Origin of the sequence: Corynebacterium pseudokroppenstedtii, assembly GCF_019754945.1 — a bacterium.
Classification (GTDB): Bacteria; Actinomycetota; Actinomycetes; order Mycobacteriales; family Mycobacteriaceae; genus Corynebacterium; species Corynebacterium pseudokroppenstedtii.
On sequence record NZ_JAEUWU010000002.1, the window covers coordinates 197,148 to 210,425 of the forward strand.

Genomic DNA, 13,278 nt, shown 5'->3' on the forward strand with positions numbered 1-13,278 from the left:
CGGCAACGTAACAGCTACTCCTCAGCAGGCCGGAGAGCCTCGAACGCTTCCAGGTTTCTGGTGGATTCACCGCGACTTAACCGCCACGCCCATTCTTTGCGGATGGATTCCTCGAACCCCATCTCAAGCATCCGGTTGAAATCGTTATCCGCCCGGTCCAGCAGCTGCCCCAAGGCTCGATCCAGGTCCTGCGGGCTCAGATTCGCCGGAAGGTATCCGGCCAGATAGATGTCATTATTGGCGTCGAGAGTGTAGGCAACACCGAATGTCTTGTTGTTCTTCTGCAACAGGAACCGGTACACGTCGGCCTGTTTTTCCTCGACGGCACGGCACACAAACGCTTCGATGCGCAGGTAATTCTGCCCCGGGATCAGCAGCGCAACAGTTTTCAGCCGCCTAGTGCCCGGCAGAATAACGGCCACAAAGTCCTTGCCCTCGGGGGCGTCGTACTCAATGCCGGCTTCGTCGAGGAGTTTGATCAGGTCGTTCTTGGTCATACTCCCCATTGTGGCCTCTATGACTCCCCGGCGCGGTCACTTCCGCAACGAACGCGGGGGCCTTTCCGGATTGCATCCTCATAGATGTCGCTCAGGTGGCGTGCTGAGCTGGCCCAGGAGAACCTGGAGGCGTGGGCGGTGGCGTTTTCACCCATCGCGATTCGGCGGTCGTCGTCGTCGCACAGGGATTGCAAGGCTGCGGCCCAGTCGGCGGGATCATGGCCGTCGACGAGGATTCCGCTGGTGCCGTCGTCGATAGTGATGGGCAGTCCACCGGCACGAGCTGCGACGACGGGGGTACCGGATGCTTGGGCTTCGACGGCGACGAGCCCGAACGATTCGTTATAACTGGGGATGGCGACGATGTCGGCGGCGCGGTAGACGCTGGCGAGGTCCTCTGGCGGGCGGGGTGCGAGGAATCGGACGATGGGGGCGATGCCGAGATCGCGGGTGAGGTCTTCGAATTCGGTGGGCCGCGCGAGCCCGTTGCCAGATGGTCCGCCACACATGAGCACACGTAGTTCCTGGTCAGGGCGCTGTTTCATCATGTCGGCGACGGCCCGCAGGAGGACTTGTGGGCCTTTCAATCGCTGCATGCGCCCGACGAACGCGATGACCGTGGCGTGCAGGGGGACGCCGAGTTCGCGTCGGCTGCGTTCGGTTGCACGGTCGGATCCGGGTGAGAATTGTGTGACATCGGCACCGGGGAGGACGACGTTGATGTGCTCGGGGTCGGCGTCGTAGTGGAAGACCAGGTTGTCTTTGCCCGCTTCGGTATTGACGACGAGGCGATCTGCGTTATCCACGATTTGTTGTTCACAGATGCGGCGTGATTCGGGTTCGGGGCGGTCGCCCGTGGCCAGCGCGCTGTTCTTCACCAGCGCCAGGGTGTGCGCGGTGTGAACCTGTGGGACTCGCCATAGATCGCGAAGAAGCCACCCCACCTGTCCGCTCATCCAATAGTGTGAATGAATGAGCGAGTAGGACACTTTTTCACATTGCGCGAATTCGATGATGCCGCTGGTAAACGCGACCATTTGTGTGGGCAGTTCCTCTTTGCTGAGCCCTTCGTAGGGCCCGGCAATGATGTTAATGAGCCGCACATTCGGTGCGAGCTGAACGATTTTCCCCTGGCTGGAGCGTGTGGCGCGGGTGAAAATGTCAACCTCGTAGCCCAGTGCGCCGAGTTCTAATGAGGTGGATCGGATGTAGACGTTCATTCCTCCGGCATCACCGACCCCCGGTTGTTCAATGGGGGAGGTGTGCATCGAAATCACGGCGATCCGGCCGCGAGGTGTAGTGCTCATGCTTTCAAGGGTGGATGAGATTGCCACACCGTGCAAGCGTCACGTGGCACTTCGGCCTCCTGGTACGCGGGTGCTCCGGCCTGGTCTGCGAAACTCTCCCCACCCGTGATAGTTTTTGGGTATAAAAATTTTTATCAGGGGGTGGTTCGCGTTAGGGTGAAAACTTACCTGAATGTCCTCACACGAGATATCGACACCAGAAAGAACAGACATGGGAGCAACCGACGACAAAACCTGGCTACAGTACTACCCCGATTGGACCGGCCACCAGCTGGATTATGAGGGCATGACACTGTCCACCATTTACCGCGACAACCTTGCTAAATTTGGCAACCGACCAGGCGTTTCCTTCTTCGGCGCCGAACAATCGTGGAAAGATGTCGATCAAGACGTACGACGGGCCGCGGCCGGACTTTACGCGCTCGGAGTGCGTCGGGGTGACCGCGTCGCGATCCTCATGCCCAACTGCCCCCAGCATGTCCATGCTTTCTTCGCCTGCATCATGTTGGGCGCGGTGCCCGTCGAGCACAACCCGCTCTACACCGCCCCGGAGCTCAAAGGCCCCTTCGCGGACCACGGTGCTCGCATCGCCATCGTGTGGGACAAATCGGTGGAAATGGTCGAAACGCTCCGCAGGGACCCGCACACCGCTCTCGACACCATCGTCTCGGTGGACATGACAAAGGCCATGCCCCTGCACTACCGCATCGCCCTCCGCATCCCGCTCCCGCCTCTGGCCACCATGCGGAATAAGCTCACAACCTCCGTCGACGGGACTGTGCCCTGGGAAACACTGGTTTCCGACGGCTTAGGTGGGGACGGATCCACCATCGAGCCCTATGAGGCGGATCCCGACGACCCCGCGCTGATTCTGTACACGTCCGGGACGACGGGGGCGCCGAAGGGTGCTGAGCTCCGCCACCGGAACTTGGTGGCCAATGTCGTCCAGGGCAAGGCGTGGGTGCCTGACCTGCGCCCTGGCAAAGAAACGTTCCTTGTCGCTTTGCCCATGTTCCACGCCTATGGCATCACGATGAATATGCTGTTCGGCCCGTTTATTGGTGGCGCCAAGCTCATCTTGCTGCCGACGCCGGACATGAAACTCATCATGTCGATCATGAAGAAGCAGACGCCGACGTGGCTGCCCGGGGTGCCCACCCTGTACGGGCGCATCGCCCAGGAGGCCGCGGAGAAGGGTATCGACATCCACGGGGTGCGCAATTCGTTCTCGGGGGCGTCGTCGTTGCCCGTGTCCACCGTCGAAAAGTGGGAAGCCCTGACCAAGGGGCACCTGATCGAGGGCTACGGGCTGACGGAGACCTCGCCGATCATCGCCGGAAATCCCATGACCGACCATCGACGCCCCGGGTACGTCGGCATTCCGTTCCCAGACACCATTATTCGGATTGCGGACAAAGATAATTTGGACCGCACCATGCCCGACGGGGAAGCCGGCGAGCTGCTGGTCAAAGGCCCACAGGTTTTCTCTGGCTACATCAATGCCCCCGAGGCCAACGCGAAGAGCTTCCACGACGGCTGGTACATCACCGGCGACGTGGGAATCATGGAGCCCGACGGGTTCATTCGGTTGGTCGCGCGGACCAAGGAGATCATCATCACCGGCGGGTTTAACGTGTACCCGCAAGAGGTGGAGGACGTTCTGAACCAGCATCCCGATGTGGAGGACTCCACCGTAGTCGGCCTGCCGCGCGAGGATGGGTCAGAAACCGTTGTCGCTGCTATCAGCCTTGAGCCCGGCGCGGCCCTGGATCCGGAGGGTCTGAAGGATTACTGCCGGAAGTCTCTGGCCCGGTACAAGGTGCCCCGCACGTTCTACCACTTTGATGATTTGCCGCGAGATCAGATGGGGAAGATCCGCCGACGCGATGTTCGCGATGACATCATTGAGCGGTCGAAGCGGAGCTAGAACGCCCGGTCTAAAACCCCACCCACACCGGCTCGGGTTCCAAGCTCACGCCGAAAACGTCCCGGACGTGATCCTGCACCGCGTGGGCGAGCTCGACGATATCCGCGCTGCTCGCTCCGCCGCGGTTGGTCAACGCCAGCGTGTGCTTCGTAGACAATGACGCAGGAGCATGCGCATGGACTTTCCACCCCTTCGTCAGCCCCGACTTATCGATCAACCACGCTGCCGATAGCTTCACACGATCGCCGACAGGGAACGCCGGCATCGATTCCGCGACGTCATCACCGCACCGCTGGCGGACAGCCTCGCGGATAAGGGGGAGGGCGTCCGCGTCGATAATGGGGTTAGTGAAGAACGATCCGGCTGACCAGGTGTCATGATCGTTCTCGTCGAGAACCATGCGCTTACCGTGGCGCAGCTGAAGGACCGCCTTACGCACCGCCGCGGCTGGTCGTCGGGCGCCACCTTCCTGAGCTGATTCTTCCGGGGTCACCCCTAAGCGCCGGGCCAGCTCGCCGTAGCGAAGCGGAGCCGACACTCCCCCAGGCATCAATTGGAACTCCACGGCCGTCACCACGGCGCGCCGGGTGAACTTGATGTTCGAGTAGCGGTAGGCCAGGTCAAGGGCATCAGGGGTGACCCACTCCTGTGAACCCGCCTCATGCTCATCATCGCCACAATACGTCAACAACACGCGCTGCAGAACTGAGGAGACCTCAACGCCATACGCTCCCACATTCTGCACCGGCGTCGCGCCAACAGACCCTGGAATCCCCGACAGGCACTCCAATCCGCCCAAGCCCGATGTCACGGTCGCAGCCACGAGGGCATCCCACTCGACGCCACCGAAACAGCTCACCGTGCCTTCATGAACGTCCATCATGACGGGCGCTAGCTGCGATTCGTCATCGTCGGGATCATCCAAAATCGGCCGCCGGACCATCAGATGAACGGCAATCAGCTCCTCCACCGACGGGCTCTCCGCGACCACCAAGTTGGATCCACCGCCGACGACAATCCACGGCACCTGAGCATCAACGACGGCTTTCACCACTACAGCGACGGCACCGGGGGTCGTCACCTCAATGACAGCGCGCGGAGTACCACCGATGCGCAACGTCGTTAAGTCCGCGAACGACTTCCCGCGGACAACAGACACACCAATGGTCGCGTCCAGGCGCTCCAGGAGGTCATCGGTAGAACCCTGCTGCTGACTCGTCGGTAAAGAACTCATCTGCTCAGCCTTAGTGTCGGATTGGCGGGCTGCCGTTCAGCCCCGGTTGACTCGTGACAGTACGGCCCCTCAGTCTACGATCACTATCGACGAGTGGGTAGTACACCATCCACGCCACCGCTATCGACGCTTCCGACCGCACTCTCCTGCTATGGACAAACCCTCAACCCCACATGGAAATCACCACCACCCCGATTCTGGTAATCACCACATCACCCCGGGGACACGGAACCTCCGCGCCCATAATGTCCGCACACCGTCGTGGAGCGGGAGTGGGCCCGTCGGGACCGTGACGCGGGGAACGACGGGTATTAACCGACTGCGGCGATGCGATCGATGGGTTGTTCATAACGCGGACCTGCGCCGCGCGCTCCTCCATGCGGATAGGCCTCTGGCCGTGGATGTTGGCTACGGCGCGAGCTGGACAACGACATGCGAGTGGGCGGCCCGTTTGCACACCATTCGTCCTACTATCGACGTCACTGGGCTGGAGATCGACCCCGAGCGCGTCCTCCCCGACCGCGATGGAGTTCATTTCGCGCTGGGCGGTTTTGAGCTGGCCGGGCTACGCCCGCATCTTGTCCGCGCGTTCAATGTGCTGCGGCAATACGATGTCGCGGATGTTCACGCCGCGTGGGACACGATGCAATCGCGGCTCGCGCCGGGCGGGCACATTATCGAGGGCACCTGCGACGAACTAGGCCGCCGGTGTTCCTGGATTCTCCTCGATGCTGACGGGCCCCGCACACTGACCCTCTCATGGGACCCCTTCGACGTTAACAAGCCCTCTGACCTGGCCGAACGTCTGCCCAAAGTTCTGATCCACCGCAACGTTCCGGGCGATCCTGTCCACGATTTGTTTACGACGCTCGACGACGCGTGGAACAGAACAGCACCGTTCGATGTGTACGGCCCCCGCGTACGGTGGCGGGAAGCGCTGACCTACCTGCATCGATCTGGATTTCCTGTTGCTCCTCCACGGCGACGAATCCGAGATAACGTCATTACCATTCCATGGGAGGTTGTTGCGGAAGGGTGAGGTATCCCCCAGGCTAGCCGTCTGTAGTCCTGCTCAGCCCAGCCGCTCGAGTTGCATATACGCTGGTAGAAGTCCGAAAACGGGATGGTACCCAATAGCTGTGATCCACTGGCGGATATCGATGCATTCGTCTGCGTTCACGACATGGCATGCAATGTGTGAACCAGGGAAATGGGCGGAGCAGATCCGGTTCACTGCATCGTTGACCCCTTCAATTAGTGCATCGTGCTCTGGATTTTCTGCATCGTCATCCCTATGCGCGATAGCTACCGTAATGCAGTGCCCGGCAGCGGACTCCGCTACCCGCGAATGCTTCACACCAACCCACGAGGCACCGCGGGGAACACATTCCCGGAACGCCAAACGCACCGCAGCGAGTGCAATAGCCTGATCTGTGACAGCATCGCTTCGAACCCCGAGCGCTAATGGCCATAAGCACGGTAAGGCGGCCGAGTGAGATGCCCGGCGCGGATTACCTGGAGAAGTTCCGCCCGAACTTGCACTATCCGTCGCTGTACGAGTTTGGGCAGCAACTGGCGTTTCCGAGCGCGCTGTCCCCGCCCTCACTATCTCGACGGGAAAGTCCATCGCTGGATTCACTCCGAGTTCGTCCACTACATCGCAGACATCGTGAATCACGCTGCCCAGCGGAGCAGTAGCGTCAACCTCCATGGTAAGGAGTGGTCGATCTACTGAGTCCCGCATTAATGACACAACATTGGGGTGGACTGCCCACACGGTGGTTGTCGGGCTGGACGTATGTGTTTCTCGATCTGCAGAAATATCGTTGAGCTCAGACATGCCGGTCATTCCAGCCCGGACATCCTCCGACAGTCCCCACGTAGCCAAAGATTCCCACATCACGGTCGGCGTGGCGTGTGTCCCAAGACAGTCAGGATCAGCCAGCAAGCACTCGCGCTGCAACTGGTCAATGGCCTCGGCAGAGCGAAGATAATCACCCCATTGAATACGACGATCAATGAGAGTCCGATCTGGTGTAAACGAACGAGCCTCAATAACACCGCTCTCCGGATCACGATGCACGACGACAGCCTTATGCTCCCTAATGGCCTGTGACTCTACGCTGAACGGAGAGGTGACAGCCTCACTCACAACGGAGGGGAAGCAATCGTCGGGCAGAATTCCTGTGTCCAGCGGAATTCTGTACAGAATGACCGGAGTTTCTTCAGCGTCGGGTTCGTGGACCGTGGAGGGAAAAGAAGAGTGGCGTCGGACATCGTGAAACACCGTTCGACAATCGACGGTACTTCCGAAAGCGGTCGCAAAGGCCTGGGCACGGTCTATGAGCCGCTCCAATACCCGCTCAGTAAAAATTGGATCCTCGGCGTGGACGTGCAAAGTGATGGGAGGGAAGAAAGATGCCGGTTCGATACCAGTCCGATGAGCAACGCTATACGCAAGACGACCGAAGGCCATCGTGCTGCCATCATGGTTCGCGCTACCGGTCTCATAATTCCCCTCACTACAACGGTCCGCGTAGTCACGGGTTAGGTCCCGGATAGTGGAGCCAGGGAAATACTCACGCACGGCCAAGGCGAGAAGCCCCAATGGTTCGGCCAGATTCCAGAGCGGGATGTGCTCTGATAGTACTGAACCAGCTGTGGTTGTACTGATCTCGTGTGCCGTCGCGAGCGATGCGTCCGGGCTGTAATCACGGGGAGCATCACTGAAATCAACGACAGCAAAATCGCCGTTCGTGAGGCCACCGCCCGTTATGTGCAGATCCTGCGGGTAGACATAGCCCAGCGCTGTTTCGTCGAGGGGTGAACCTCCGAGAAGCCACTGAATATGCGTGTATTCTCGTTCGATCGCCTCGAGTGTGTGGGTACATCCTCCGGCACTCTCGATCGAAATATGCCGTGCGGAACTCCCCGGTGTGAGTGCCAGCCCGCGCGAGTGCCGGGGAATAGCCAGCCCGCCGGTCCAGGCAGCAATCGTGATGTTCACGATGGCAGCTCAGCCTAGCTTTTCAAAAAGTGTCTCCCGAGCTGCGGATATGAAATCTCCCGAGAATTAATTCCCCGACTAGGGCTCTTCAACTGGCCGCGAATCAGGCCGTAGATTCGCCGTCTAACGATTGCTTTCCTCGGTCTAGCACATACTGTGGACATGGGAAAAGCTCGCCCAGCTTGACTAGACGAGCTTTAGAACATTTGTCTTATTGAATTGTCCAGAGCTTTTCAAGTCGACGTTCCACGACTAGAAAGTCAGTTTCACTTGTTAGGCTCCTCAAAACGCCAAGGAGCGGTCTCAGAGGAGTAAGTTGTAAGCATCATGTGACACCAAAGACGAGCGGCATTCACTGCCAGCTCCGCATGGCGCTGCTCTAAACCCGACCTTAAACTCCCAGGTCCGTGCCCAGTCCCATAGCTGTTGCGAAGTTCGGCAAGGCCCAAGGCAACATTACCGGCACCTTTGAGTATCTGCCTTACAGCCTGCAGTTTGTCCGGCCCGAGCTGTTGATTCCCGTCCGACAATCCAATGGAGTGCTGGGCTTTTCTCAGTAAAGGTCCCATTTTGAGTTTCGGATCGTATTCAACCTTTCGCTCGTTGAGAATTAACTTTGCGGTGGTTTCAACAAGTTCCTTCGCTTGCCCAATAACCAATTCTGGATCCGAATCACGTAAGGCCCCAGACAGACGTTCTAAGTGGACAAAAATAGCACTCGGATCGGCTAAAGCTTGCAAATCTTCCGGCGAAATCTCAAGACTCTGCGGCAATTGAATCAGCCACTTGTCCGAAACTTCAAGACCCGCAGCTTCAATTTTTCGCGTGAGCTTGTCAAACTCTCTGTCACGGTTAGCCAGGTATTCTTCTGACCATCCATTCCAAACTTCCAACAGAGTTTCTTGAAAAAACCCTGAGAGCACGTGCGACCTCTCCATGAGACGTCCAATCGACTTGACGAATATACGCCTCATACAACGACACCCTCTCCCCGCCGATTGGCTCTACCGAAGAAGGCTCAGAAAACCCCTCCGACTCCCACATACTTCGAATTTCACGAAGCACAATGCCACTTGTCATATCACGCACAAAGACACGAATACCTACAGGTACAAGCTCTTTCGGTTCCATTCCACCTCTACCATTCATCACGTCCAAATATCGCTATCGTACCCCGCAGCCTTTGACCTAAAACACGACTTCTGGCTCCATCAAGTTCGATTTGCGGGCCTCTGAAGCCGTGTACCCTCAGCTCAAACTCTGCAGGCAGAATCGGTGATACGAAGACTCTCAGGTACACAATTACGTTCGAGGCGGCACCTTGGCGAGGTCTCGGCCGGTATCTTCACGAACCATCCGGAGTCGTCGTGTCATCGAGTCTTGGCTTGCGGTTTTCCGCTCGAATGACTCTTGAATCGCCAGGTTCGTCGAGGCCACCCACAGAGCGAGCGTGATGTAGAGCATCGGCTCACGCCGCACACCACGCTTGAAAGATTCCATGCCCGTTACGTGCGGGGACTTCATGATAGAAAAACGCTGCTCCGTAATCGCACGGGCTGCCTCATAATACGTTGCGTGCTCCCAGGAGCCAGGAACCAAACCCCACTGGGCACATCTCCACTGCTCAGGGGTAAACGTGTGCGTAATACTGGATTTTGAACAGCATTTATAGTGATCTGCGCTCCAGCTGGGTGAAATCTCCGGGGCTTCCTCGGATGCGAGCGTCATCGACGCCGGTTTGAGTGGGCATCGCACGCGTCCCTGTACGGCGGGGCATACTAAATCGATTTTCACGGGTCGCTCATCCGAATTTTCTTCCTGCTTACGAGGGCGACCACGGCCCTGACGCGCACGATAAGGCCTCGAATTAGTCCCCATGATCAGTGGGAATAAAGCTTCGAGTCGAGCATCGTGGCGCTCAAAACCGTCATCCTCTCCAAGCAGTTCCATCGTGCGTCGAACGATCTTCCCGTCGCCTGCGATCGCACGCGCAGCAGGACAATAAAACTCCCCCGCGATTTGAAGTGGTCCACTTGCAGGCTCGTCCCCGACTGCGGTGTCAGATGCAAAAACAGTACGCCAAGACTTGGGATAACGCACCACCGGAGCATAGCCTGCGGCCAGCAATTCATCGTTAAAGTGCTGTTTGACGTTGTAGCCCATATCGACGGTCAGCAATGGCACACGTCCACGCTTAATGCGCTGGTCAAACCCATTTTCTTGATGAAAACGAATAGCACGCGCCAAACCCTGCACCGAGCCCGAACTCGGTTTATCAATCGAAATCCCCGTAATCACTGGGGCTACCGAGTAAACCGCTTTTGGTGGTCCGACGCGACAGACCGCAGTAATGCCAACGGCCACGCCACCTTTGGTACTACGCCGGGTACCCAGCTCGGAATGCAGGGAGTGATCTTCGCGATCGCGGATATAGTATGCACCCGAGTACGCGGCACCTCGGCGTTTCGCGTCCCGGCTGCCTAGCCCCATCGACTGGCCCGCCAGGTCGATGTTGGTCTCGTCGGCGATGATATCGCCTCGATATCCTTTGGGGGCTTGCTCATGGATTGAGCCTGCCACCAGCGAGTTTACAACCTGATGAAGTCTCTCAGATGCAACCTCGGAGGCTTGCTCTTGCTCCGGAGAACGCGCGGCCATCATTCGACGATGATCACCATTTTTCACGCGGCGTGCAGGGGCATCTGGCAGTGAATCAAGAGGTTCAAGCCGCCGCGTTAGCCACATGGCAAAAGCACGATAGGTCCCCTCGCCACAGGAAAGATCTAAGCCAAGCCGCTCCTGTTGGGCAGGCTCTAGCGTCCACAAGGTGCGCCAAATCTCCGCCATCGAGGACACACGCCGAATCCCGATTAAGGCCAAACCCACGGTAAGCACGCTCAGCATCGAATACTGTGGTCCGGTGGATTTGCGGCCACCCACGCCACGGTCCTGGGAAAAATAGAAATCAATCATCCGGTGCGCACCAGATTTTTCAATCACAGCCGCGCAGCGCTCCACATAGTCCGGAGAGATCATCATCCTCTGCTCCTGCACCGCAACGGTCATCAGCCGTCCACCTCCTCACAGTGCAGCAGGACTTTTGCCTCATCTTCCGGTGTAAACTTCGGCAGGTCTGCTTCCAGATCATGCAAAACCCGCAGATCAGCAATGCCTGCCATTTTCATCAGCATCGCAGCCGGAACCCCTGGGTCAGAGGCCAGTTTTACCACCCACCGATTCCGCAGCGCCGCCGCATTAAATCCGGGAAAACCCTGCTCAACGAGCTCTTCCGAGACATGACAAATCGCATTTCGAGGCATGGTTTCCCCAACAATAGGAAACACGTAACCCTGGCCGACCTCGCGTGCACGAGTCAAAAGACGATGACCTCGAACGGGACACACCACCGGCACCACGCGAGAGACAATGCCTCTTTTTCTCACAGCGATTTGCACTACCGTGCGTTCTGCCAGCTCAAGAGGGGAAATGTCACTTCCCCGCAGGTGACGGATCTCCTGAGACGACAAGCCCGCCCCAGTAGTGAGATCCAAAATCGTCAGCAGCTGCGCACGCAGCACCGGTCGCAGGCTCGGAGCAATTGCATACAACTCATTCTCCAGTGACGTTTTCGCGGCCGGGACCGCTTTGCGGCGCGGTCCTCGTTGACGATGCGGCTCAGGAAATTCGTGAGGATATAAAACCCGGCCTGCAGCATAGAGGATCGTCCGATAAGTGCGCTGTGACCTGCGAGAAAAGACGTCATCCCGGAACAGCCATTTATCCACTGCAGGTCGTGTCAGCGCTCGTTCCTCGTCAACCGAGCCGAAGACGATCGCCTCATCGTAGAGGTATCGCGCTACAACTCGAACCGCCTTGACATCAGCGACCTCGTCGATAGCTCGGGTGTGTGCTTGGACAAGGGCTGCACGGTCAATGGCGTCGCTCCGCAGTGGTCCCGCTGGACGCTGGATTCCGATCTCCCTCAGTCTCAAATAGCGATCTGTATCAGGCAACGTGCGTCGAGTAAGTCGGCGCACCCTCGACGGCGACGCTTGACCGATCGCCGCGACAGCTGGAGTATCCCAGTGCTTTGCTTTCTCGACGACTGCGGGTGCTGCTGCTAGTGCGGTGAATCTACCCATGGCCGATCACCTGCTCGGTAATCGGGGTGGCAAAAGTGCTGCCGCTATTGCTAATTGATTTTAGGCATGACAAGATAAACACATCTCCGTTTGATTCTCTCGAAGGTTTTGAATGGATTTTTGGCACTAAGCTCCACAAGCTTGTGCATTTACAAAGCGTGATCTGGCAGGATCGCGCTTTGTTTCGTTTTTGATGAAAAGTTCGCTAGCTAGTTTTCCTCCCCAGCACCATGATGCGTATTATCACCAACTAAATGCTCCAGCTCATCGGTTACGACTCGGGCAATGGAAGCACCCCTTGAATTAGCCAAAATGGTTAGCTCTCTGACCATTGGCGCTGGGAGGCGAACCTCCAGCCGGATATGAGAATCCTCAGGCACCCAGCGAACACGACGCCGATCAAAATGCGTGGCAGGAATACAAATGTCTTCAGTTTTATCCACGATCACGCCTTTCCCATCTGATCGCAACTTCTTCGCTGGCAGCACCAGACTAGCCGGTTGCAACCGGCTCCAAAAACGCTTACCCCCACGTCAAACGACGAAAATGGAGGATAATTTTAATTATCCGGCATTTTCGAAACAGTGCTGGTCAACACTTACATTTTGGCTTGCATAAGTTACAGTGAAGCGTATGTATTGCATTCTTCGGTTTTGCCCTCTCCTAGAACTACCCCCGGTCTCGCACCAGAGATAGCTTTCTTCCGCTCATTGCGAAAGCCACTGCGCTAACACCGCAGCCGCAAGACCAACCCTCACTCAGCAGAACAACCATGAAAGTCTTTAAGCTTCTCATCGAGCTATTGTGCAGCGAGAGATGCTCGCCGCCGCTTCCATCCACGTAAATCGGCTCGCCTTATGCTGGTCCCGTTCGGAGACTTATAACTAAAGGCGAGCCCAACGCGGCACCAGAGCTAGAGGCAGAGCACGAAGACGGCCAGGACGCCGAACTCTAACAACGCTCAATAAAACAGGCTTAGTCCTTAGTTGGTGCTATCCCAGAAGTCATCAGGGATAGCCTTCCTATCCAGATCGTCTAAATGCTCTATGGCGTCCGCCTCACTCATGTCTTGACTCATAAGCTCATCAATTCATGTACTGGGTAGCAGTATTTAATTCCTGCTGGGAATTATCCCGCAAGCTCGGCCCCCGCCGCTGACCCTCC

10 protein-coding genes are annotated in these 13,278 nt (G+C 57.7%); 2 read left to right on the top strand and 8 right to left on the bottom strand.

Annotated features, from left to right (window positions below; genetic code table 11):
* Positions 1–14: 14 nt before the first annotated feature.
* Together JMN36_RS03855 and mshA are read right to left on the bottom strand one after the other, a co-directional pair.
* Positions 15–497 (bottom strand): type III secretion system chaperone family protein, encoded by a 483-nt coding sequence (locus tag JMN36_RS03855; protein WP_236881708.1) that lies wholly within the window; start codon positions 495–497, stop codon positions 15–17.
* 17 nt (positions 498–514) lie between these two features.
* Positions 515–1,804 carry a D-inositol-3-phosphate glycosyltransferase gene (mshA, locus tag JMN36_RS03860; protein ID WP_204087616.1) on the bottom strand — a complete coding sequence of 430 codons (1,290 nt, stop codon included), beginning with the start codon at positions 1,802–1,804 and terminating at the stop codon, positions 515–517.
* A gap of 211 nt (positions 1,805–2,015) precedes the next feature.
* On the opposite strand from mshA, the gene JMN36_RS03865 reads away from it, so the two are divergent.
* Complete coding sequence (locus tag JMN36_RS03865) at positions 2,016–3,731, top strand: long-chain-fatty-acid--CoA ligase (RefSeq protein WP_204088803.1); 1,716 nt, start codon at positions 2,016–2,018, stop codon at positions 3,729–3,731.
* A gap of 10 nt (positions 3,732–3,741) precedes the next feature.
* Here JMN36_RS03865 and JMN36_RS03870 read toward each other — a convergent pair whose 3' ends face one another.
* Positions 3,742–4,965 carry a UDP-N-acetylmuramate dehydrogenase gene (locus JMN36_RS03870; protein ID WP_204087617.1) on the bottom strand — a complete coding sequence of 408 codons (1,224 nt, stop codon included), beginning with the start codon at positions 4,963–4,965 and terminating at the stop codon, positions 3,742–3,744.
* Positions 4,966–5,116: 151 nt separating this feature from the next.
* Here JMN36_RS03870 and JMN36_RS03875 point away from each other — a divergent pair, with 151 nt between their 5' ends.
* Positions 5,117–6,004 carry a class I SAM-dependent methyltransferase gene (locus JMN36_RS03875; protein WP_236881707.1) on the top strand — a complete coding sequence of 296 codons (888 nt, stop codon included), beginning with the start codon at positions 5,117–5,119 and terminating at the stop codon, positions 6,002–6,004.
* A 33-nt stretch (positions 6,005–6,037) separates the two neighbouring features.
* Here JMN36_RS03875 and JMN36_RS03880 read toward each other — a convergent pair whose 3' ends face one another.
* The 5 genes from JMN36_RS03880 to JMN36_RS03900 form a co-directional block, all read right to left on the bottom strand.
* Positions 6,038–7,972: a hypothetical protein gene (locus JMN36_RS03880; RefSeq protein WP_221923887.1), complete on the bottom strand. Its 1,935-nt coding sequence runs from the start codon at positions 7,970–7,972 to the stop codon at positions 6,038–6,040.
* Positions 7,973–8,238: 266 nt separating this feature from the next.
* A complete protein-coding gene (locus tag JMN36_RS10980; protein WP_204087619.1) occupies positions 8,239–8,895 on the bottom strand; it encodes an abortive infection family protein in 657 nt (218 codons plus the stop codon).
* A gap of 379 nt (positions 8,896–9,274) precedes the next feature.
* Positions 9,275–11,038 carry a hypothetical protein gene (locus JMN36_RS03890; RefSeq protein WP_204087620.1) on the bottom strand — a complete coding sequence of 588 codons (1,764 nt, stop codon included), beginning with the start codon at positions 11,036–11,038 and terminating at the stop codon, positions 9,275–9,277.
* Positions 11,038–12,114, bottom strand: a complete 1,077-nt coding sequence (locus JMN36_RS03895) for a hypothetical protein (RefSeq protein ID WP_012732535.1) — start codon at positions 12,112–12,114, stop codon at positions 11,038–11,040. Before JMN36_RS03895 ends, JMN36_RS03890 begins: the two co-directional genes overlap by 1 nt.
* Before the next feature lie 209 nt (positions 12,115–12,323).
* A complete protein-coding gene (locus tag JMN36_RS03900; RefSeq protein WP_204087621.1) occupies positions 12,324–12,557 on the bottom strand; it encodes a hypothetical protein in 234 nt (77 codons plus the stop codon).
* Positions 12,558–13,278: the final 721 nt, after the last annotated feature.